Origin of the sequence: Xanthobacter sp. NM-59 (assembly GCF_021401125.1) — a bacterium.
Taxonomy (GTDB): Bacteria; Pseudomonadota; Alphaproteobacteria; order Rhizobiales; family Xanthobacteraceae; genus Xanthobacter.
Genome location: NZ_JACBFQ010000010.1, coordinates 129465 through 150607 on the forward strand (window position 1 = coordinate 129465; position 21143 = coordinate 150607).

Here is a 21143-nt window from a genome sequence, read left to right on the forward strand (position 1 = left end):
GCGGGGGCACCAGGATGGACCGCCGGATCGACTCCAGCCTCTCTCCCTATCGCACCTTCTCGCGTGACGAATGGGCGTCACTGCGGCGCGATACGCCCATGACGCTGCGCCCCGACGAGATCGCGCGGCTGGAAGGCCTCAACGCCCACCTCTCCATCGCCGAGGTGGCGGAAATCTATCTGCCTCTGTCGCGCCTGCTCTCGCTCTATGTGGCCGCGACGCAGAAGCTCTTCCGCGCCATGAGCTACTTCCTCGACCAGAAGGACGGGGAGCGCGAGGGCGAGGGCAAGATGCCCTACATCATCGGCATCGCAGGCTCCGTGGCCGTGGGCAAGTCCACCACCGCCCGCGTGCTGCAGGCCCTGCTGGCCCGCTGGCCCAACACCCCCAAGGTGGATCTGGTGACCACCGACGGCTTCCTCTACCCCAATGCGGTGCTGAAGCGCGAAGGGCTGATGGAGAAGAAGGGCTTTCCGGAAAGCTACGACCTGCCGGCGCTGCTGCGCTTCCTCACCGACATCAAGGCCGGCCGCCGCCGCGTGCGCGCGCCGCTCTATTCCCACTTCTTCTATGACGTGATGCCGGACCAAATGGTGGAAGTGGACCGCCCCGACATCCTCATCGTCGAGGGGCTGAACGTGCTGCAGACCACCCGTCCACCCAAGGACGGCAAAGCCATCCCCTTCGTCTCCGACTTCTTCGATTTCTCCCTCTATATCGATGCCGAGGAAGACGTTCTGGAGGACTGGTACGTGGACCGCTTCATGCGGCTGCGCTCCACCGCCTTCCTCGACCCCCTCTCCTACTTCCACCGCTATTCGAAGCTGACGGAAGAGGGCGCGCGGGAGCGGGCGCTGTCCATTTGGCGCACCATCAACATGCCCAACCTCAAGGACAATATCCTGCCCACCCGCCAGCGCGCGGACCTCATCTTGCGCAAGGCCGGCGACCACGAGGTGGCTGAGGTGAGCCTGCGCCGGCTCTGAGCCGCGACGCGGCTCCGGCGTGTCCCTGAGGAGCGCCGGGCAACAGCCGGGCAACGGCCCCCGACCGGCCACCCCCCCGCCGGAAGCCGGGGCCGATCGACCGCGAGGTCCCCGGCCCGCGCGCCGCAGGCCTGAAACGCCACTCTCTCACGCGGCACCGGCCAGACCGCGCATCGGGCGCGCCTGCGGCGCGAGCGCTCCGCCGCGCGCCGGCTTGTTCAATTTCACCTTCGCAAAAGGCCCGCAGGGGTGCCTGCTCCGCGCCGATACCGCCCGCGATCGACGCCAACGCCGGGCCCTCGCCTCCCTTCGACGGCAAAGGCCCGAGCGCCCCGGGTTGGCTCCACCGACCGGCTCCGCGCGTGGCCAGTTTCGTCAAACCGCGGGGTTTCTCCTCCCACTGCGGCTTCATCCTCCGCCCCTGGGGACGGCGCGCGAGATGTCGGACAGGTCGACCCGGCAGCGAGCCGGCAGGCTGGGCTCCGGAAAGCCCGCAAGCCGAAACGCCTCGACCACCTCAGCGCCCGCCCCGCGCTGCGCGGGCTGTCTCCGAGGTCCGGAAAGGGAACCCGCCCTGGCTCACCTCTTTGCCAGGAGTGCACCGATCTTGGCTTTTCAGAACCTCGGCCGTTCGCTCCGATGCGACGGGCGACCCGGTGTCCTGGCGCCCTTTCACTCAAGGTGGAGACCTGTTCGCGTGCAGAACGCGCCTCAATTGAAGCTCGGTCCCCGCCCTCTCCTCCCCCTCGCGCCCCGCCCCGGCGGGCGCCTCCGGCCGAGCCCCACGCGCGCGAGCGCGCGACGGGGGCGACCCCCGCCGATGACCTTGCACACCCGCGGTAACGCGCGCAGGCCGTCCGCCGGGCATGAGCTGCGGGCACTCAAATAAAAATGCCCGGGGCGAAACCCCGGGCATGAAACGTTGCGTTTCGGTGGCGCTGCGCCGTTTCGGCGGGCTCCCTTGTCACTCCCCGAAAAGGGCCTGCTGCTCGGGCGCGGGCGTCTCGCCCCCCCCCGCCTCAGCGTCCTCCGCGCGCTCCGCGCGGGTGCGGAAGCGGCGGCGGCGGCGGGTCACACGGCCCTCGGCGCCCTCGCCGGCATCATCGGCGGCGGCCGGTGCCTCGGCCTCAGCCTTGGGCTCAGCACGCTCCTTGGTGATGGCCGGCGTGCCGGTGATGAAAGCGGGCAGGCCGATATCCTGCTCATCGTCCACACGCTCAGCCCGGGGCGCGCGCGGCGCCTCGGCGGCCTCGGACGAACGCGCCGAGCGGGAGCTGCGCGGAGCGGGCGCGTAGGCCGCGGCCTCGCCGCTATCCTCGCGGGGGGCGCGGCTCGCCCCCTCCTCGTCCCGGTTGCGCCGGTAATTGCTGGAGCGTCCCTCGCGGCTGCTCCGTCCCTCACCACGCGGCTCGCGGGGTTCGCGGGGTTCGCGCGGCTCACGACCCTCGCGGGGCTCACGACCCTCGCGCGCCTCTCGCGGCTCACGACCCTCACGCGGCTCGCGGGCCTCACGCCCTTCACGCGCCTCGCGCGGATAGGGCTGCTGCTCCTGGCGGGCATAGGGCTGGGGCGCGTCCAGCGCACCCACGTCGTCCATCTCCTCGTCGTCCATCCCGTCGTCGCGATCGAAGCCGAGTTGGGGTGTGAACTGGCCCTGCAGAGAGGCGATCAGGCGCAGATAATGTTCCGCATGCTGCAGATAGTTTTCCGCCGCCACCGGGTCACCGGAAGACTGTGCGTCGCGCGCAAGCTGCTGATACTTTTCGGCGATGTGGTGGGCGGTGCCGCGCACCTTCACGTCGGGGCCGTTGGACTCGTAGACCCGCGTCAGGGGATTAGAGCTGCGGCGGTTGTTGCGGCCGCGCATGCGCTTCTGCTGACCATTTCTCATCTGGATCGTTCTCTACTCGCGCGGCGTGAAAACCGCCGTTGTAATCGGCGCGCGTCACCGTGGATGCTTTGATCCAGGTGTGTCCGACAATCGTGGAGTTCGAAAATCGGCGGCAGCGTCCGCATCTTTCACTGCAGGTGATGAACGTCTTCTTCATCGAGCCCCGCCTGCGCCGGGTGCCCGCACTCAATCACGAGTTTAAGGTTTCGGCTTCCGTCCGCTCAACGAGCCCCATTCCGCATGGATCCCACGCAGACGCCCAAACCGACTCCGCCCGGCCACCAAACCAAGACGGCGACTTCATGAAACAATCTTCCGCCAGAAGCCTGCCGGAGCGCTGCACGTCTGCGCGCCACCCTACAGAGCCACCCCAAGCGCCCGAAACTGCTTTTGAGTGTTCGGAAGCCAGCACCCGCCATCCGGGTGCCGCGGTTCGATTCCTGGATTCGACACTAACCAGTTCCGGCCCTTGTTCCAAGTGAATTTTTTCGTCCCTATTCCTGCGCCCTTGGTCGCAGCAGGCGCTTAGGACCGGCGCAGAGTGAGGGCCCGCGGGATGCCGGCGAGATCGCGCCGCGCCGGTTTGGGCACCAGCAATCCGTGCGCGCGGGCGATGGCCGCGACATCGGCCTCCTGACCCGCGCCGAGCTCGAACACGGCCGCGCCGCCGGGCGCCAGCAGGCGCGGAAGATCGGATGCGATGGCCCGGTAGGCGCCGAGACCGTCCTCGCCCCCATCCAGCGCCAGCACCGGGTCATGCAGGCGCACCTCCCGCGGCAACCCGGACATGGCCTGATGAATGATGTAGGGCGGATTGGAGACCACGAGATCGAAGCCGCCGGCGAGGCTCGCGCCCCAGTCCCCCACGAGCACCACGCCGCGATCGGCAACCTGCGCGCGCGCCAGATTGTCGCGCGCGGTGCGCGCGGCGCCCTCGGCCCGGTCCACCCCCACCCCAAAGGCCGCCGGCCGCTCCCGCAGCAAGGCGGCGAGAATGGCGCCCGAGCCGGTGCCCAGATCGAGAATGCGCAAGGGCGCGCGTGGATCCGGAAACAGGCCGAGCGCCTCCTCCACCACGGTTTCGGTGTCGGGCCGGGGAACGAGCGTGTCCGGAGACAGCAGGAAATCGAGGCTCCAGAACTCACGATGGCCGAGAATCCGCGCCACCGGCTCTCCGGAAATGCGCCGCAGCAGCAGGCCGGTCGCCGCCCGCGCCGCGGTCGGGGTCACCAGATCATTGCCCTGGGCCAGAAGCGCGGCACGGTCGCATTGCAGGGCATGGGCGAGCAGAATCCGCGCCTCCAGCTCCGGCGTCTCGACGCCGGAAACCGTCAGCTCAGCCGCCATCTGCCGGCAGAAGGCGGTGACCGTGAAGGGCGGATCAGCAATCATGGTGCGCGAACTCGGAACGGGAGGCCCCACCCATGGCGCCTCATGGCGAAGGCTGCAGTGGTACTTTAGAACTATTTCACGCTTCGTCGGCCGCCGCCAGCAGCGCGGCGTGGTGCTCTGTCAACAAGGCGTTGATAATTTCGTCAAGGGCGGTTCCCGCCATCACCTCTTCCAGCTTGTAGAGGGTGAGGTTGATGCGGTGGTCGGTGACGCGGCCCTGCGGAAAATTATAGGTGCGGATGCGCTCCGACCGGTCGCCGGAGCCCACCTGCCCCTTGCGCTCGGCGGCGCGGCCGGCGGCGGCGCGGGTGCGCTCCTCGTCCAGCAGGCGCGAGCGCAGCAGGGCCATGGCGCGCGCCTTGTTGCGGTGCTGGGAACGCTCGTCCTGAACCATCACCACGGTGTTCGTCGGCAGATGGGTGATGCGCACCGCGCTCTCGGTCTTGTTCACATGCTGGCCGCCGGCGCCCTGGGCGCGGAACACGTCGATGCGCAGATCCGCCTCGTTGATGTCCACGTCCACGTCCTCGGCCTCGGGCAGCACGGCGACGGTGGCCGCCGAGGTGTGGATGCGCCCGCCGCTCTCCGTTTCCGGCACGCGCTGCACCCGGTGCACGCCGCTCTCGAACTTCAGCCGCGCATAGGCGCCGCGGCCGTGCAAGGCGGCGACGATTTCCTTGTAGCCGCCCATGGTGCCCTCACTCTCGGAGAGCACCTCCACGCTCCAGCCGTGCTCGGCGGCATAGCGGGAGTACATGCGGTAGAGGTCGCCCGCGAACAGCGCCGCCTCGTCGCCACCCGTGCCGGCGCGGACTTCAAGGATAACACCGCGCTCATCCATGGCGTCCTTGGGCAGCAGGGCCAGGCGCACCTCGTGGGTGAGCTCCTCGATCCGCGCTTCCAGCCGTTCCACCTCGCTTTCGGCCAGCGCCTTCATCTCCGGATCGGAGGCGGCATCGGCCAGCAGCTCGCGGGCGCCCTCAAGGTCGCGCTCCGCGCCTTTCAGCGCCTGGACCTGCTCCACCACCGGGGAAAGGTCCGCGAACTCCCGGCCGAGCCGCACATATTCATCCCCCTCCGCCCCATGGGCGAGGGCGGCTTCGATTTCGGCATGGCGCGCGACCAGTTGGTCGAGCTTGGCGAGGGGCAGGGCGGAGGACATGGCGGGCGCGGGCAATTCCTGCGGAAAGAGAAATCGGTTTTGCGGGCGGAACTGAGAAAAATCAAACCGAGGACAGGTCCGCCGAGCACACGATGGCCGGAAAGCGGGCTAGCGGCTGGTACCCGCCGCGCAACCTTTGCGTCGGCGAGGGCGCCGGAGCCAACCCGGCCCCGAAAAGCGGCGCCCCTTCAGTTGAGCGCTAAAGAGGCACGCCCGTGGTCTCGGCGAAGGTGCGCAGCGCATCGCGGATATGGGCGATGCCGGTGCGATCCTCCAGAAGCGGCAGCAGCACCTTGCGTGCGGCACCGACATCCAGCTCCAGCAGCGCCGCTTTCACGGGCCCCACCGCAGCCGGCGATAGGGACAAAGAGCGGTATCCCAGCGCCGCGAGGGCGATGGCTTCCAGCGGCCGCGAGGCCAGTTCGCCACACAGGGTGATGGGCTTGCCGGCGCGGGCGCCCGCCTCCGCTACCATGCGGAAGGCGCGCAACGCGGGCGGCGACAGCGGGTCGAAGCGATCCGCCACCCGCACATTGGAGCGATCCGCGGCGAACAGGAACTGCACCAGATCGTTGGACCCCACGGAAAGGAAGTCCGCGCGCGTCAGGATCTCGTCGAGCTGGAACAGGAGCGAGGGCACCTCCACCATGGCGCCCACGAACACCCGCTCCGGCAGGCCATGGCCGTGCTTGCGCAGGTGGGTCAATTCGCGCTCCACGATGGCGCGGGCGGAATCGAATTCCTCCACCGCCGCCACCATGGGGAACATCAGGCGCAGGTCCCGCCCGGCGCCGGCGCGCAGCAGCGCGCGCACCTGGCTGCGCAGCAGGCCCGGCCGGTCGAGGCCCAGGCGGATGGCGCGCCAACCAAGGGCCGGGTTCTCCTCCTCCACCGTGCGCATATAGGGCAGCACCTTGTCGCCGCCGATATCGAGGGTGCGGAAGGTGACGGGCCGCTCGCCGGCGGCATCCAGCACCGCGCGATAGAGCTTCAGCTGCTCGGAAATGCGCGGGAAGGCCGAGGCGATCATGAACTGAAGCTCGGTGCGGAACAGGCCGATGCCCGCCGCCCCGGTTTCGGCGATGTGGGGCAGGTCCACCACCAGGCCGGCATTCAGGTGAAGGGCGATGTGCACCCCGTCCTTGGTGACCGAGGGGCGGGTGCGCAGGGCCGCATACTGGGCCTGCCGGCGGGCGCGGAAGCGCACCTTCTCGGCATAGGCCTCCTCCACGTCGCCGGGCGGGCGCAGATGCACTTCGCCCGCCTGCCCATCCACGATCATCGGATCGCCGGAATCGGCAAGGCCGGTGATGTTGTCCACCTGCCCCACGGCGGCGATGCCGAGCGCGCGGGCCACGATGGTGACATGGCTGGTGGTGCCGCCCTCTTCGAGAACGAGGCCGCGGATGCGGGTGCGGTCGTAATCGAGCAGCGCCGCCGGGCTCATGTTGCGGGCGACGAGAATGGCGTTTTCCGGCAGGGAATCCCGATCCGGCCCCGGCGCATGCCCGAGTAGCTCGCGCAGCAGCCGGTTGGCGAGATCGTCCAAATCGTGCAGGCGCTCGCGCAGATAGGGGTCGGAGGCGCGCATCATGCGGGCGCGGGTGTCCGACTGCACGCGCTCCACGGCGCCCTCGGCGGTGAGGCCCGACAGCACCGCCTCGCGCATCTTGTGCATCCAACCCCGGTCATGGGCGAACATGCGATAGGCTTCGAGAATGTCGCGGTGCTCGCCCGATTTGGCGAGGCCGTCATCCTCCAGCATCTTGTCGATGGCGTGCCTGAGCTTGCCGATGGCCGCGTCAAGCCGGTGGGTCTCGCGCTGGACGTCATCGGCGATGACGTTGGTCACCTTCACCCGAGGCTCATGCAGCACCGCGTGGCCGAGGCCCAGGGCATCGGCGAGGCCCACGCCCTTCAAATGCAGCGGCCGGCGCACCGCCGGCTCGGCGCCGGGACGGGCAAGGGCGGTGAGCTCGCCAGAGGCGATCATCTCCGCCAGCACCATGGCCGTGGTCTGGAGCGCCTCGATCTCTTCTTCGGTATAGGTGCGCCGGGCCCGGTTCTGCACCACCAGCACGCCAAGCGTGTTGCCCGCGCGCAGGATCGGCACGCCGAGGAAGGAGTTGTAGATCTCCTCCCCCGTTTCCGGCCGATACGAGAATTCGGGATGGGCCTGGGCGTCGGACAAGGCCAGGGATTCGGCCTCCCGCGCCACATGGCCGACGAGGCCCTCATCCACGCTCAGCACGGTCTGGTGAACGGCGTCGCGGTTCAGACCCTCGGTCGCGTACAGCTCCAGGGTCTGATCGACGCGCAGCACGTAGACCGAGCAGACCTCCGCGACCATGTTGGCGGCGATCAGCACCACGATCTTGTCGAGACGATCCTGCGCGCTGATCTGCTCCGCCATCACCTCTCGGAGGCGGCGAAGCAGCACACGGGGACCGCCGAGCGCGCCACGCATCGGCCGCATCCTTAAATTGCAGCGGGTTTCACACCCGCAAAGCCCTCAGTGAAGAACGGTATCCGGATCAGATCCAGGCACACGCGCCGTCAGCTGTCGAGCCCGTATAGCGAATGCAGAGTCCGAACCGCAAGTTCGGTATAGGCCGCATCGATGAGGAAGGAGATCTTGATCTCCGAGGTGGTGATGGCCCGGATGTTGATGCCCTTGGCGGCCAGCGCCTCGAACGCCTTGGAGGCAACCCCCGCGTGCGAGCGCATGCCGATGCCGATGACCGACACCTTGGTGACGTCGGTGGCGCCTTCCACGATCTGGTGGCCGATGGCTTCCTTGGCCCCGTCGATCACCGCCTTGGCCCGCTCATAATCGGCATTGGGCACGGTGAAGGTGATGTCGGTGAAGCCGTCGGCGGACACGTTCTGCACGATCATGTCCACATTGATGTGGGCGTCCGCCAGCGGGCCGAACACGCTCGCCGCGATGCCGGGCTTGTCCGCCACCCGGCGGATGGAGACCTGGGCCTCGTCCTTGGAGAAGGCGATGCCGGTGACAACCTGGGATTCCATCTGGTTTGCCACGATTTCCTCCTCGTCGCAGATGAGCGTGCCGGCCTTTTCCACATGCGCCATCTCCGGCGCGTCGGGATCGACCAGGCTGGAGCGCACGAAGGTGCGCACCTGATGCACCATGGCGAGCTCCACCGAGCGCACCTGCAGCACCTTGGCGCCCAGCGACGCCATTTCCAGCATTTCCTCGAAGGCGATGCGGTCCAGCCGCCGCGCCTTGGAAACCACGCGCGGATCGGTGGTGTAGACTCCGTCCACGTCCGTATAGATATCGCAGCGCTCCGCCTTCAGGCCGGCGGCCACCGCCACCGCGCTGGTGTCCGACCCACCGCGGCCGAGGGTGGTGATGCGACCGGTCTCGGCGTGGATGCCCTGGAAGCCGGCGATCACCGCCACCTCCCCCCCATCGATGGCACCGCCGAGGCGCGCCGCGTCGATGTCCATGATGCGGGCAGAGCCGTGGGCGTCGTCCGTATAAAGCGGGATCTGCCAGCCCTGCCAGGAGCGGGCGGGAATGCCGAGCTGCTGCAGGGCGATGGCCAGGAGGCCCGAGGTCACCTGCTCACCGGAGGCCACAACCGCGTCGTATTCGCGCGGGTCATAGAGCGGGGCGGCCTCCCTGCACCAGGCCACCAGCTCATTGGTCTTGCCGGACATGGCGGAGACCACGACGGCCACCTGGTAGCCGGCCTCCACCTCGCGCTTCACATGGCGCGCCACATTGCGGATGCGATCGATATTGGCGACCGAGGTGCCGCCGAACTTCATCACCAGCCGAGCCATCGCTCGTGCCTTTCTTCAAAAAAGATGCGGGGGAAGTCGTCTCAGGGCGCGCGGCGAAATGGGCTCTGCCGGCACCGGCCTCAGCGGAGCGTCATTTTCGCGGACGCGGCGTCCCCCGGCGCGAAAGAGCGCACCAAGCCGACGACGAAAGCGTGAGGTTCGGAAACATCCCCAAAAACCTTGCCCAAAACCTTGTCCGCGCCGGTTCGAGCGGGCGCGGTTCGTTGCCGGCCTCCATAGCGGCACTTGCGCCTTTGGGCAACCTTCGGGCTCGTCCGGAGGTCCACCACGGAGGTCACGCGCCCCACACCGCCGCAGGGAAACACCGCGCGCGGCCCTTGACGCTGCGCCCTCAAACGCCCATTCCTCACCCACCAGCCGGCCGGGCGGCCGCGGCATTTCGGTGTCGAGGAAAGTCCGGGCTCCACGGAGACACGGTGCCGGATAACGTCCGGCGGGGGCGACCCCAGGGAAAGTGCCACAGAAATCAGACCACTCGTGCATGCACGAGCCAGGGTGAAACGGTGGGGTAAGAGCCCACCGCGCGACCGGCAACGGGAGCGGCACGGCAAACCCCACCGGGAGCAAAGTCGAATAGGGACGACGCGGGAAACCACCCCTGTCCTCGGGGGGTCGTCCGGGTTGACTGCCAGAGGCGCCGGGCAACCGGCGTCCCAGATGAATGGCCGCCACGCGGGCCGAGATGCCTCGGTGTCCCTGCCCGCCATACAGAACCCGGCTTACAGGCCGGCTGGTGCTTCGGCGCGAAACCCGCGCCCAGACTGTTTCAGCCATTTCATGGCCGCACCGAAACCGTCTAGAGCTTTGTTTTTACACGAGTCCTTCACGCGGGTCCGGCCCGCGTCATGACCGGCCGCGCGGAGCGCCCTCGCCCATGACATCGGTAATGTCGAACCAGAACGTGCGCTCGTAGCGCACCTGGGCGGCCTCTCGTTTTGATTCGTGGGCGGAGATGTTGAAGCCGGGCCGCCGCCCGAATCCGTTGCTCTCCCACTCGGTGCGCAGATGGTCCCAGTGCCGGTCGGCCCAGCAGGACACGGCGAATTCCAGCGCGTCGTAGTGCCGCCCGCCGCTCTCCACCTGCATCTGGCGGCCGAGGGTGAGGCGGATGCCGGAAAAGCGCTCGGCGCTGGCGCGGAACACGATCAGCTCCTCATGGACGATCTTTTCCGCAAGAAAATATTCCAGGGAGACGAAATCCCCCCGCGGCCCGCGCGCCCCGCCCCCCGCATTCAGCAGGATGATGGCATCCTCGCGCGCATAGCCCCAGCCGCCGGCAATGGGCAGGTCCGCGCACTCCCGCGGGAAATCCTCCGCCAGCACCTGGCGCAGCGGCACCTCACAATGCACGGGCGCGATGGACGAGCGCAGCTGCGCCATCCGCTCCGGGCTTACGTCCCATTCCATCGGCTCGTTCCTCGACATGACGCCTCTCGATACGGCGCCCCTCACCCTGGCCGCGTTATTGGGGCGACGCGACTTGCCCGATGAGTTCCTCGGTCTTGGGCAGGATGCCTGAAACCATCACCGCCACACCCTTGGGATTGGGATGCAGGCCGTCTTTCTGGTTCAGCGTCGGCTGTCCGGCCACCCCGTCGAGGAAGAAGGGATAGAGCAGCACGCCCTCGTGGTCGGCCACCTGGGGGAAGATGGCATCGAACTCGCCCGCATAGCCGGCGCCGAGATTGGGTGCGGCGCGCATGCCCGCCAGCAGCACCTTCACCCCACGCCCCTTGAGCCGCTCGACGATCTCGCTGATGGCGGCCCGCGTCACCTGGGGCGGCAGGCCTCGCAGCATGTCGTTTGCGCCCAGCGCCACGATCACCGCATCCGTCCCCTCGGGCACCGACCAGTCCAGCCGGGCCAGGCCCTGGCTGGCGGTTTCGCCCGAAACGCCGGCATTCTCGATCACCACGTCATGGCCACGCGCCTTCAGCGCGGCTTCGAGCTGGACCGGAAAGGCATCCTTCGGCGCCACGCCATAGCCGGCGGTGAGGCTGTCGCCCAGCGCCACCACCCGCACCGTGCGCGCCAAGGCCGGTGACGCGATCGTGATGAGCGCGGCCAGCACCAGACATCCCCGAGCCGCCTTGAGGGCCCATTGCCGGAAAGAATGTCGCGGCAAAGGAGATTGCCTCCGCGTCCGTTGCGCCGCAGCCTGCGCGCCTCCGCGCGTCGCGGCCATTCCGTTCGGTTCGAGGGTCCTGTCAGGCATGAACGATGTTTCCTTGTCCCCGCGCGCCATCGATCTGAAGGACGTGGACCTGTCCCTTGGCACCGGCGCGGCCCGTGTGCATGTGCTGAAAGACATCTGCGTTCATATCACGGCCGGCGAGACGGTCGGGCTGGTGGGGCCGTCGGGCTCCGGAAAATCCACATTGCTGATGGTGATGGCGGGGCTGGAGCGGCCCGATCGCGGCATGGTGAAGGTGGCGGGCGAGGACATCACCCGCCTGTCCGAAGATGCCCTCGCCCGCTTTCGCGGCCGGCATATCGGCATCGTGTTCCAATCCTTCCACCTCATCCCCACCATGACCGCCCTTGAGAACGTGGCCGTGCCGCTGGAGCTGGCCGGCCGCCGCGATGCCTTCGCCCGCGCGGCGCGGGAGCTGGAGGCGGTGGGCCTGGCCCATCGCGCCGCCCATTATCCCGCCCAGCTTTCCGGCGGCGAGCAGCAGCGCGTGGCGGTAGCCCGCGCCCTCGCGCCCGAGCCGCCCATCCTGGTGGCCGACGAGCCCACCGGCAATCTGGACGAGGCCACCGGCCAGCAGATCATGGACCTGCTGTTCGCCGCCCACCGCGCGCGCGGCACCACCCTGGTTCTGGTCACCCACGATGCGTCGCTGGCCGACCGCTGCGGCCGGGTGCTGAAGGTGCGCTCCGGCGTCATCGCCGAGGACAGCGCCCGCCTGGAGGTGACGGCGTGAGCCGGCAGCCCCTCGCTTTCACGCTCGCCCTGCGCGAGCTGCGCGGCGCCCGGCGCGGCTTCGGCATTTTCCTGGCCTGCCTGGCGGTGGGGGTGATGGCCATTGCCGGCATCGGCTCCTTCGCCCGTGCCCTCACCGAGGGGCTGGAGCGGGAAGGCCGCGCCATTCTCGGCGGCGACGTGGCCTATAACCTCGTTCAGCGCGAAGCCACGCCGGAGGAGCTGGCGACCATCGGCGCCGACGGCACGGTGTCGCGGGTGGCGCTGCTGCGGGCCATGGCCCGCTCCCAGTCGGGCGAAGCCATGCTGGTGGAGCTGAAGGCGGTGGACGGCGCCTATCCCATGGTGGGCCGGCTCGACATTTCCCCCGCCCAATCCACCGAGGCTCTCCTGCGCCCCTCCGATGGCGCCTTCGGCGCGGCGGCGGACGAGGTGATGATGACCCGGCTGGGGCTGGGCATCGGCAGCCGGATCCAGGTGGGCGAGGCCACGTTCGAGATCCGCGCCCGCATCCTCACCGAGCCCGACAAGCTCTCCAGCGGCGTCGGCTTCGGCGCCCGCCTGCTGGTTTCCGATGCCGGCCTGAAGGCGGCCGGCCTGGTCCAGCCCGGCAGCCTGGTGCGCTGGAGCTACCGGGTGGCGCTGCGCCAGCCGGAAAGCCTGCCGCAGGTGATGGAGCGGGTGAAAGCCCCCCTCGCCGCCGCCGGCTTCGAGGTACGCACCCGCGATGCCGCCACCCCGCAGCTGGAGCGCAATGTGCGGCGCATCAGCCAGTTCCTCACTCTGGTGGCGCTCACGGCGCTGCTCGTGGGGGGCGTGGGCGTCGCCAATGCGGTGTCGAGCCACCTCGCCGCCAAGCGCGAGACCATCGCCACCTTCAAGGCCCTGGGGGCCACCCGCGCCACCATCTTCGCCACCTATGGGGCCGAGATCCTGCTGATCGCCGGCGCGGGCGTGACCCTCGGCCTAGTGCTGGGGGCGGCGCTGCCGTTCGCGGCCGCGGCGGCCATCGCCGCCCTGGTGCCGTTTCCCCTGGCGCCACGGCTCGATCCGGGGGCGCTGGCGCTTGCCGCTTTCTATGGGCTGACGGTGTCGGCGCTGTTCGCCGTCTGGCCCCTGGCCCGTGCCCAGGAGGCGCCCGTCTCCACCCTGTTCCGCGATGGCATCGGCGCGCGCCTGCCACGGCCCGGTCTGGGTCACATGGTGCTCATGGCCGTGCTGGCGGCGATGCTGGTGGCGGTGGCGCTCGCCACCTCCGACGACATCCGCACCGCCGCCATCTTCCTGGCGGCCTCGGCCACGGTGTTCGTGCTGCTGCGCATGGTGGCGCTCGCCATCATGGCGGTGGCACGGCGCCTGCCGCGGCCGCGCTCGACGGTGGCGCGCCTCGCTTTGGGCAATATCCACCGCCCCGGCGCGCTCACCCCCACGGTAGTGCTCTCGCTCGGGCTCGGCCTGTCGCTGATGGTGGCGCTGGCGCTGGTGGACCGCAGCCTCACCATGGAATTGTCCGGCCCCATGCGGGAGAGCGCGCCGAGCTTCTTCTTCGTCGACGTGCCCTCCTCCCAGCAGGAGGCGTTTTCGGCCTTCATCAAGGCCAAGGCACCCGATGGCGTGCTGAAATCCGTGCCCATGCTGCGCGGGCGCATCACCGCGCTCAACGGCGTACCGGCCGACCAGGTGAAGAGCACGCCCGACGCCGCCTGGGTGCTGCAGAGCGACCGGGGCATCTCCATGGCCGCCGAGGTACCGGAGGGCTCGCAGGTGGTGGAGGGCCAATGGTGGGGCCCAGACACGACCGAGCCCCAGCTCTCATTCGAGGACAAGCTGGCCGCCGGCCTCGGCCTGAAGCTGGGCGACCGCGTCAGCGTCAACGTGCTCGGCCGCACGGTAACGGCCCGCATCAGCAATCTCCGGCGGGTGAACTGGGAGCGGCTCGGCATCAATTTCGTGATGGTATTCTCGCCCAACACTTTCGGCGGCGCGCCCTATACGGTGCTCTCCACCCTCTCCTTCCCCGATGGCGGCGACACCGCGCGCGAGGTGGAGCTGATGAAAGCGGTGGCCGCTGCCTATCCGGCCGTCACCACCGTGCGGGTCAAGGAGACGCTGGAGGAGGCCCGGCGGATGCTGGAAAACCTCTCGCTCGGCATCCGCGCCGCCAGCCTCGTCACCCTCATCACCTCGGTGCTGGTGCTGGCGGGCGCGCTGGCGGCGGGGCACCAGCACCGCGTCTATGACGCGGTCATCCTGAAGACCCTGGGCGCCACCCGGCCCCGGCTCATCGCCGCCTATGGGCTGGAATATGCCGGTCTCGGCCTGGTGACCGCCCTGTTCGCGGTGGCCGCCGGCGGCCTCGCCGCCTATGCGGTGGTGACGCAGGTGATGGAGATCGCCTTCACCTTCTCCCTGCCGGCGGCGGCGGGCGCGGTGGCGGGGGCGCTGGCGCTCACCGTGGGCTTCGGCCTCATCGGCACCTTCCGCGCCCTCAGCGTTCCGCCGGTGCGGGTGCTGCGGCACCTGTGACCCGCAAGAACATTTCCGAGTGATATGGATCCGGATTCGCGCAAAGGAAACACGTAAAAACAAATAGATAGAAAGATCCAATGCGTCCACGACAAACGGAAACGGCCGATGGACGGGCGGGCGCGCAAATCGCCCCTTCCGGCCAGCGCCAGGGCTGATACCCTGTGCCCGCCCGCCGGCCCTCCGGCCGGGAACGGGTGCCCTTGCGTGAGGCCGAGGCCTCGCGCAGTCAGACATGGAGCTTGTCCTCCCATGCGCCTCCTATCCACACTCACGCTCGCCGCCGCACTCGGCGCCGCCATCGCCACTCCTGCCGCCGCCCAGCCGGCGGGCCCCCAGGGCATGCCTCAGGGCATGGGCCCGGGAATGATGGGGCAAGGCGGGCCTCAGGGAATGCCCCAGGGCATGGGCCCGGGAATGATGGGGCAGGGCGGGCCCCAAGGAATGCCCCAGGGCATGGGCCCGGGAATGATGGGGCAGGGCCAAGGCATGATGGGGCAGGGCATGCCCTACGGCAGGGGCCCCGGTGGGGCAATGATGTCCCAGGACGCTGTCGGCATGCCCTACACGCCCGAGGACGCCGCGGCGATCCTTGATGCGCGCCTTGCCGCCCTCAAGACCGTGCTGAAGCTGACGCCCGAGCAGGAAAAGCTCTGGCCGCCGGTGGAAGCCGCCATCCGCGACGCCGCGAAGGGCGCCATGGCCCGCCGCGAGGCCCGCATGGCCGCGCCGCCGCCCACCTCCGCCCTCGACGTGCTGTCCATGATCGCCGACGCGGAAGAAGCCCGCGCCAAGGCGCTCAAGACCTTCGTGGGGGCTGCCAAGCCCTTCGTGGCGACCCTGACGCCGGCGCAGCTCAACCGCATCCCCGCCTTCCTGGGCCTCCACGACACCGGCGCCATGCCCGAATCCAGCCAGCTCTGGATCTTCGAGGAAGAGGAATGAGCGCCCGCAGCCCACACCGGAAGGATTCTGCGCCATGAAGCCGCTGCTTCTGCCCGCTCTCGTCGCGGGTGCCCTCCTCGCCGGCGTCGCCGGGGCCCAGGCCCTGCCCGCCCTCGCCTCGCCACCGCCCGTCGTGGCGGAGCAGGCCCTCGCGCCCGAAGCACCCGTGGTGCCGGTGGCCCAGGGCTGCGGCTGGGGCTGGCATCGCGGCCCCTGGGGCGGATGCCGCCCCAATGGAAGCTATTATCGGTGGTACGGCCCCTGGCGGCCCCATTGCTGGTGGCGCCAAGGGCCGTTCGGCCCGGTCCGCGTCTGCAATTGACGCCACCGGCGCCGACCCGCGACCGGCGCCGGACAGATTTGCTCCAGCACCGCGCGGGATGGGCCCGACCAAGGCCCGCCCCGCGCCAACGCCGAAGGCAGGCCTCAGGGGCTGCCTTCGGCGTTTGGCTCAGCCCCGCCTACCCTGGCCCCGCCTACCCTGGCCCCGCCTACCCTGGCCCCGCCTACCCTGGCCCCGCCTACCCTTGACCCCGCCTACCCTTGACCCCGCCTACCCTTGACCCCGCCTACCCTTGACCCCGCCTACCCTTGACCCCGCCTGCCCTTGACCCCGCCTGCCCTTGACCCCGCCTACCCTTGACCCCGCCTGCCCTTGACCCCGCCTGCCCTTGACCCCGCCTGCCCCCTGCGCGGCCTGCCCTTGACCCCGCCTGCCCTTGACCCCGCCTGCCCCCTGCGCGGCCTGCGTCACTGAGCCAGCCCATTCCCCCATGCGACGGAATGCGGCTTCGCCTCCGCTTGATCCCGCCGCGCGCCCATGCCAGCACCATACGAAAGACGTAAGGGAGGGGTGTCGGATGCGGACGATGGGACATGACCATGGGTGAGGCGGATCTCCTCATCGGCGAAGGCCGCGCCCTTGCGGCCCATCCGCTGCGAGCCGCCGTACTGCGCGAGCTTCACGCCCGCCCGTTCGTGCCGGTGGAAACGCCCCGGCGCATTCTGCACGCCGCCTTCGTGCTCGGCGCCGGCGGCTCCGGCAAGGACCGGGAGGCGCTGGCGGCCCTGTGCACCTCGCGCGGGCTGCCGGCTCCGGCGGCGGGGGCCAAGCACCACCACGTGTCGTTCGGCGGCGCCGACCTGCGGTGGGAGAGCCACGCCGAGTTCTGCACCTATACCTGGGACCTGCCCTCCCCCGGCGTGCTGCCGGGCATGCTGCCCTTCCAGCCGCCGGCCGCGACCCTCGCAACGCCATTCGGCGAGATGCCCCAGCCAGGCCCGCTGCTGGTGGCGGTGGACCTGCACCTCATCCCCGACACGGCGGAAGACCTGTTCCTCGACAAGGTGTTCGATCGCGCCAGCCTGGCCCGCGCCGACGTCAATGACGGCATGGCCGAGATCGCCAGCGACTTCCTGGCCGACCCCTCCGGCTTCGTGCGCATTCTGGTGCGCAATCGCGGGCTGGGCGCGGAGGCCGCCGGGGCGCTGGTCCAGCGCCTTCTGGAGATCGAGACCTATCGCACGCTGGCCCTTCTGGGCCTGCCGGAAGCCCAGCGCCTGGCGCCCGCCATCTCGAAGATCGAGGGGCGCCTGGCCGAGGCGGCCAATGCCATGACCCATTCGGTGGGCCTTTCCGCCAACCACAAGTTGCTCGACGAGCTGGTGGCGCTGGCCGCGGAGCTGGAAGCGGCCAGCACCGGCTCCCTGTTCCGCTTTGGTGCCAGCCGCGCCTACATGGAAATCGTGAAGCTCCGCCTCGCCACCATCCGCGAGGTGCCGGTGCCCGGCTTTCCCTCCTGGCAGCAGTTCCTCAACCGCCGCATGGCCCCCGCCATGCGCACCTGCCTCTCGGTGGAGGAGCGACAGGAGAAGATCGGCCGCAAGCTCTCCAGCGCCGCCGACCTGCTGCGCACGCGGGTGGATGTGGAGCTGGAGCAGCAGAATCGCGACCTGCTGGCCTCCATGAATGCCCGCACCCGGCTCCAGCTGCGACTGCAGCGGACCGTGGAAGGGCTTTCGGTGGCCGCCATTTCCTACTATGTGGTGAGCCTGATCCACCACCTTGCCGATGGGCTGCATGAAAGCGGTGTCGCCGAGAAGCTCGGCCTGCACCTGGACGTGGGGCTGGTGACCGCCATTTCGGTGCCGCTGACCGTGCTCGCGGTGTGGGGCGTGGTGCGCCGCATCCGTCGCGCCCACGGCGACCACGATTGACGGCCAGGCGGGGCGCCAGCGCCCCGTCACGCCCGATATGGACGCGCTTTTGAGCAGGGAATCGACGCCTTATTCTCTGCGCGGGCCGGCCCGCGCGGATCAGAAGCAGGAACCATATGCAGCCCGTTCAGATCGCCGTTGTGCCCGTCACGCCCTTCGCGCAGAACTGCTCCATCGTCTGGTGCACCCGGACCATGAAGGGGGCGGTGATCGACCCCGGCGGCGATCTCGACCGGATCCAGGCGGCCATTGCCGAGACCGGCGCCACCATTGAGAAAATCCTGCTCACCCACGGCCATGTGGACCACGCCGCCGGCGCCGCCGAGCTCGCCGAGATCCTGAAGGTTCCGGTGGAAGGCCCCCACGCCGCCGACCAGTTCCTGCTGGACGGCATCCCCGCAATGGCCACGAAATACGGCTTCGAGGGCGGCCGCGCGGTGACGCCCGACCGCTATCTGAGCGAGGGCGACCCGCTCGCCATCGGTGAGCTGAAGCTCGATATCCTGCATGTGCCCGGCCACACGCCTGGCCATCTCGTCTATGTGCTGAAAGACGAGAACATCGCCATTGTGGGCGACACCCTGTTCCGCGGCTCGGTGGGCCGCACCGATTTCCCCTACGGCGACCATGCCCAGCTCATTTCGGCCATCGTCGAAAAGCTTCTGCCACTCGGCAATGCGGTGGTCTGCCTGCCAGGGCACGGGGCGCTGACCAGCATCGGCGACGAGCGTGCCCACAACCCCTTTCTCCAGGGCTGACCTCCCATGGCCCATCGCTACGCCATCTACCTCGCCCCGGCGGCGCAGAGCCCGCTATGGCGGTTCGGCTCCGCCGTGGTTGGATATGACGCGGAAAGCGGCGCCGACCTCGACGCCCCGGACATGGCCGGCTTCGATCCGCCGCGCTGGCGCGAGCTGACCGAGGAACCCCGCCGCTATGGCTTCCACGGCACGCTGAAGGCCCCCTTCCGGCTGGCTGACGGCTGCACCGAAGCCGATCTCGACGCGCTGATCGCGGCCTTCGCCGCCGAGCACCACCCGTTCGAGCTGCCGCCGCTGGCGGTGCGGGCCATCGGCCCCTTCGTGGCGCTGGTGCCGCCCGTGCCGGTGCCCATGCTGGAGGATATCGCCCGCTGCGCCGTCATGGAGCTGGAACCGGCCCGCGCCCCCCTCTCCGCCGAGGAGGTGGCCCGCCGCCGGCCAGACCGCCTCTCCGCGCGCCAGCGGGGGCATCTGGAGCGCTACGGCTACCCTTATGTCCATGAGGACTTCCGCTTCCACATGACCCTTACCGGGCCGCTGGGGGAGAACGAGCTGGCCCACGCCCTCAACGCCCTGACCGACGCCTATGGGGCGACCGGGGCCGATGCGCCGCTCGCGGTCACCGATGTGGGGCTTTATGTTCAGCCGGAGCCGGGCGCGCGCTTCCGCCTCGCGCGGCGTGTTCCCCTGGGCGCGGGAGTGCGCGCATGAAACAGCTCGGGCCGGAGCCGCTCATCGACCCCACCGCCGAGGTGCGGGATTCCCGCCTCGGCCGCTACACGGAGGTGGGCGCGCGCACCAAGCTCAATGACGTGGAGATGGGCGACTATTCCTACGTTGTGAACGATGCGGACATTGCCTCCGCCCGCATCGGCAAGTTCTGCTCCATCGCCGCCATGACGCGGCTCAATCCCGGCAACCATCCCACCTGGCGGGCCACCCAGGCCCACTTCACCTATCGCGCCTCCGCCTATTTTCCCGGCGAGGAAGACGAGCAGGAATTCTTTGCCTGGCGCCGCGCGCAGCAGCTCACCCTCGGGCATGACGTATGGATCGGCCATGGGGCGATCGTGCTCGCCGGGCGCTCGGTCGGCACCGGCGCGGTGGTGGCGGCCGGCGCCGTCGTCACCAAGGATGTTCCGGCCTACGCCATCGTCGCCGGGGTGCCGGCGCGGATCGTGAAATGGCGGTTCGAGGACGGCATTGCCGCGCGCCTCCAGACCCTCGCCTGGTGGGACTGGAGCCACGAGGCGCTGCACGCCGCTTTGGGCGACTTCCGCGGCCTGGCGGTGGAAGCGTTCCTGGAGAAGTATGGCGCCTAGGTGCCATTGGCGGCCGCCAACCTCCTATCAAGTTTTGACGCGCTTGATGGGACGGGCGGCCCCAAATCGAACCGAAGTCGCTCCGCCCGTTCGCCGTTGCGCGGCAGGGTTGAGAAGTGACATTCCATCGGTGCCGCCATCGGTGCTATGAAATGAGCATGACAGTTTCGCAGAAGACACCCGCGCGCGATGAGCGCGCCGTGCTGCCGCAGCACGCTTCCGTCAGTTCGGCCGTGGCCACGGTGGAAGCCGAGCGCGATGGGCTCAAGGCCCTGATCGAGGCCCTTGAGGGGCCGCTCGGCTCGTCCTTCGAGCAGGCGGTGGAAACCATTCGCGGGGCGCGCGGGCGCGTGGTCGTGACGGGCATGGGCAAAAGCGGCCACGTGGCCCGCAAGATCGCCGCCACCCTCGCGTCCACCGGCACCCCGGCTTACTATGTCCATCCGGCTGAGGCGAGCCATGGCGACCTCGGCATGATCACCGCCGACGACGTCATCATCGCCCTGTCCTGGTCGGGCGAGACCGCCGAGCTGCGGGACCTGGTTAACTATTCGCGGCGGTTCGACGCGCCGCTGATCGCCTTCACCGCCCATGGCGAAAGCACGCTCGGCCGCATGGCTTCGGTGCTGCTGCAGCTGCCCATGGCCTCCGAGGCGTGCCCGCTGGGCCTTGCGCCCACCACCTCCACGGTGATGCAGCTCGCCCTGGGCGACGCCATCGCGGTGGCGCTGCTGGAGGCGCGCGGCTTCACGGCGCTGCAGTTCCGGCAGTTCCATCCCGGCGGCAAGCTGGGCGCGAGCCTCTCCTTCGTGCGCGACGTGATGCGCGGCCGGGATGCCCTGCCGCTGGTGAAGGCCGGCACCCTCATGGGGGCCGCCCTGGTGGAGATGAGCGGCAAGGGCCTCGGCTGCGTGGGCGTGCTCGACACCGACGGCCGCTTGGTGGGCATCGTCACCGATGGCGACTTGCGCCGCCACATGGCCAACGATCTCGTGAGCCAGCCGGTCGAGATGGTGATGACCTCCACTCCCAAGACGGTGCGTCCGGACCAGCTCGCCTCCGAGGCGCTGAAGATCATGAACGCGCTGAAGATCACCTCGCTGCTGGTGGCCGAGGATGGCCGGCCGGTGGGTGCCCTCCACGTCCACGACCTGCTGCGGATCGGCGTCGCCTGACGT

18 protein-coding genes and 1 other RNA gene are annotated in these 21143 nt (G+C 69.4%); 11 read left to right on the forward strand and 8 right to left on the reverse strand.

Annotated features, from left to right (window positions below):
- Positions 1 to 14 precede the first annotated feature (14 nt).
- Positions 15 to 986 (forward strand): type I pantothenate kinase, encoded by a 972-nt coding sequence (coaA, locus tag L0966_RS17190; RefSeq protein ID WP_234053196.1) that lies wholly within the window; start codon positions 15 to 17, stop codon positions 984 to 986.
- A gap of 964 nt (positions 987 to 1950) precedes the next feature.
- Here coaA and L0966_RS17195 read toward each other — a convergent pair.
- The 6 genes from L0966_RS17195 to L0966_RS17220 form a co-directional block, all read right to left on the reverse strand.
- Positions 1951 to 2853, reverse strand: a complete 903-nt coding sequence (locus L0966_RS17195) for a DUF4167 domain-containing protein (RefSeq protein WP_234053197.1) — start codon at positions 2851 to 2853, stop codon at positions 1951 to 1953.
- Positions 2822 to 3034, reverse strand: a complete 213-nt coding sequence (locus L0966_RS17200) for a hypothetical protein (RefSeq protein ID WP_234053198.1) — start codon at positions 3032 to 3034, stop codon at positions 2822 to 2824. The genes L0966_RS17195 and L0966_RS17200 overlap by 32 nt, the downstream gene beginning before the upstream one ends.
- 368 nt (positions 3035 to 3402) lie before the next feature.
- Positions 3403 to 4269, reverse strand: a complete 867-nt coding sequence (prmC, locus tag L0966_RS17205; RefSeq protein WP_234053199.1) for a peptide chain release factor N(5)-glutamine methyltransferase — start codon at positions 4267 to 4269, stop codon at positions 3403 to 3405.
- A 76-nt stretch (positions 4270 to 4345) separates the two neighbouring features.
- Positions 4346 to 5431: a peptide chain release factor 1 gene (gene prfA, locus L0966_RS17210; protein WP_234053200.1), complete on the reverse strand. Its 1086-nt coding sequence runs from the start codon at positions 5429 to 5431 to the stop codon at positions 4346 to 4348.
- A gap of 199 nt (positions 5432 to 5630) precedes the next feature.
- Positions 5631 to 7898 (reverse strand): phosphoenolpyruvate--protein phosphotransferase, encoded by a 2268-nt coding sequence (ptsP, locus tag L0966_RS17215; protein ID WP_234053201.1) that lies wholly within the window; start codon positions 7896 to 7898, stop codon positions 5631 to 5633.
- A gap of 89 nt (positions 7899 to 7987) precedes the next feature.
- On the reverse strand, positions 7988 to 9247 hold the full coding sequence (locus L0966_RS17220) for an aspartate kinase (RefSeq protein WP_234053202.1): 1260 nt from the start codon (positions 9245 to 9247) through the stop codon (positions 7988 to 7990).
- Between the two features lie 374 nt (positions 9248 to 9621).
- Here L0966_RS17220 and rnpB point away from each other — a divergent pair.
- An RNA gene (gene rnpB, locus L0966_RS17225) (RNase P RNA component class A) lies at positions 9622 to 10006 on the forward strand.
- A gap of 105 nt (positions 10007 to 10111) precedes the next feature.
- On the opposite strand, the gene L0966_RS17230 is transcribed toward rnpB, so the two are convergent.
- Positions 10112 to 10675, reverse strand: a complete 564-nt coding sequence (locus L0966_RS17230) for a hypothetical protein (protein ID WP_234053203.1) — start codon at positions 10673 to 10675, stop codon at positions 10112 to 10114.
- Between the two features lie 55 nt (positions 10676 to 10730).
- The gene (locus L0966_RS17235; protein WP_234053204.1) at positions 10731 to 11339 is read right to left on the reverse strand and encodes an arylesterase; all 609 of its coding nucleotides are present in this window, start codon (positions 11337 to 11339) and stop codon (positions 10731 to 10733) included.
- A gap of 142 nt (positions 11340 to 11481) precedes the next feature.
- On the opposite strand from L0966_RS17235, the gene L0966_RS17240 reads away from it, so the two are divergent.
- The 9 genes from L0966_RS17240 (at position 11482) to L0966_RS17280 (ending at position 21140) form a co-directional block, all read left to right on the forward strand.
- Positions 11482 to 12195 carry an ABC transporter ATP-binding protein gene (locus tag L0966_RS17240; RefSeq protein WP_234053205.1) on the forward strand — a complete coding sequence of 238 codons (714 nt, stop codon included), beginning with the start codon at positions 11482 to 11484 and terminating at the stop codon, positions 12193 to 12195.
- Positions 12192 to 14720, forward strand: a complete 2529-nt coding sequence (locus tag L0966_RS17245; protein ID WP_234053206.1) for an FtsX-like permease family protein — start codon at positions 12192 to 12194, stop codon at positions 14718 to 14720. Before L0966_RS17240 ends, L0966_RS17245 begins: the two co-directional genes overlap by 4 nt.
- Before the next feature lie 534 nt (positions 14721 to 15254).
- A complete protein-coding gene (locus L0966_RS17250; protein WP_234053207.1) occupies positions 15255 to 15665 on the forward strand; it encodes a Spy/CpxP family protein refolding chaperone in 411 nt (136 codons plus the stop codon).
- Between the two features lie 34 nt (positions 15666 to 15699).
- On the forward strand, positions 15700 to 15987 hold the full coding sequence (locus L0966_RS17255; RefSeq protein ID WP_234053208.1) for a GCG_CRPN prefix-to-repeats domain-containing protein: 288 nt from the start codon (positions 15700 to 15702) through the stop codon (positions 15985 to 15987).
- 560 nt (positions 15988 to 16547) lie between these two features.
- Complete coding sequence (locus tag L0966_RS17260) at positions 16548 to 17882, forward strand: DUF3422 family protein (RefSeq protein ID WP_370640811.1); 1335 nt, start codon at positions 16548 to 16550, stop codon at positions 17880 to 17882.
- Positions 17883 to 17998: 116 nt separating this feature from the next.
- Positions 17999 to 18640: an MBL fold metallo-hydrolase gene (locus L0966_RS17265; protein WP_234053210.1), complete on the forward strand. Its 642-nt coding sequence runs from the start codon at positions 17999 to 18001 to the stop codon at positions 18638 to 18640.
- A gap of 6 nt (positions 18641 to 18646) precedes the next feature.
- On the forward strand, positions 18647 to 19354 hold the full coding sequence (locus L0966_RS17270; protein WP_234053211.1) for a DUF1045 domain-containing protein: 708 nt from the start codon (positions 18647 to 18649) through the stop codon (positions 19352 to 19354).
- On the forward strand, positions 19351 to 19965 hold the full coding sequence (locus L0966_RS17275; RefSeq protein ID WP_234053212.1) for a chloramphenicol acetyltransferase: 615 nt from the start codon (positions 19351 to 19353) through the stop codon (positions 19963 to 19965). Before L0966_RS17270 ends, L0966_RS17275 begins: the two co-directional genes overlap by 4 nt.
- 158 nt (positions 19966 to 20123) lie before the next feature.
- The gene (locus tag L0966_RS17280) at positions 20124 to 21140 is read left to right on the forward strand and encodes an SIS domain-containing protein (RefSeq protein WP_234053289.1); all 1017 of its coding nucleotides are present in this window, start codon (positions 20124 to 20126) and stop codon (positions 21138 to 21140) included.
- Positions 21141 to 21143: the final 3 nt, after the last annotated feature.

What these genes read in the sequence shown, in the direction of transcription:
- coaA (WP_234053196.1), top strand. Translation starts at nt 15, where the DNA reads ATGGACCGCCGGATCGACTCCAGCCTCTCTCCCTATCGCACCTTCTCG.
- L0966_RS17195 (WP_234053197.1), bottom strand. Translation starts at nt 2,853, where the DNA reads ATGCGCGGCCGCAACAACCGCCGCAGCTCTAATCCCCTGACGCGGGTC.
- L0966_RS17200 (WP_234053198.1), bottom strand. Translation starts at nt 3,034, where the DNA reads ATGAAGAAGACGTTCATCACCTGCAGTGAAAGATGCGGACGCTGCCGC.
- prmC (WP_234053199.1), bottom strand. Translation starts at nt 4,269, where the DNA reads ATGATTGCTGATCCGCCCTTCACGGTCACCGCCTTCTGCCGGCAGATG.
- prfA (WP_234053200.1), bottom strand. Translation starts at nt 5,431, where the DNA reads ATGTCCTCCGCCCTGCCCCTCGCCAAGCTCGACCAACTGGTCGCGCGC.
- ptsP (WP_234053201.1), bottom strand. Translation starts at nt 7,898, where the DNA reads ATGCGTGGCGCGCTCGGCGGTCCCCGTGTGCTGCTTCGCCGCCTCCGA.
- L0966_RS17220 (WP_234053202.1), bottom strand. Translation starts at nt 9,247, where the DNA reads ATGGCTCGGCTGGTGATGAAGTTCGGCGGCACCTCGGTCGCCAATATC.
- L0966_RS17230 (WP_234053203.1), bottom strand. Translation starts at nt 10,675, where the DNA reads ATGGAATGGGACGTAAGCCCGGAGCGGATGGCGCAGCTGCGCTCGTCC.
- L0966_RS17240 (WP_234053205.1), top strand. Translation starts at nt 11,482, where the DNA reads ATGAACGATGTTTCCTTGTCCCCGCGCGCCATCGATCTGAAGGACGTG.
- L0966_RS17250 (WP_234053207.1), top strand. Translation starts at nt 15,255, where the DNA reads ATGATGTCCCAGGACGCTGTCGGCATGCCCTACACGCCCGAGGACGCC.
- L0966_RS17255 (WP_234053208.1), top strand. Translation starts at nt 15,700, where the DNA reads ATGAAGCCGCTGCTTCTGCCCGCTCTCGTCGCGGGTGCCCTCCTCGCC.
- L0966_RS17260 (WP_370640811.1), top strand. Translation starts at nt 16,548, where the DNA reads ATGGGTGAGGCGGATCTCCTCATCGGCGAAGGCCGCGCCCTTGCGGCC.
- L0966_RS17265 (WP_234053210.1), top strand. Translation starts at nt 17,999, where the DNA reads ATGCAGCCCGTTCAGATCGCCGTTGTGCCCGTCACGCCCTTCGCGCAG.
- L0966_RS17270 (WP_234053211.1), top strand. Translation starts at nt 18,647, where the DNA reads ATGGCCCATCGCTACGCCATCTACCTCGCCCCGGCGGCGCAGAGCCCG.
- L0966_RS17275 (WP_234053212.1), top strand. Translation starts at nt 19,351, where the DNA reads ATGAAACAGCTCGGGCCGGAGCCGCTCATCGACCCCACCGCCGAGGTG.
- L0966_RS17280 (WP_234053289.1), top strand. Translation starts at nt 20,124, where the DNA reads ATGACAGTTTCGCAGAAGACACCCGCGCGCGATGAGCGCGCCGTGCTG.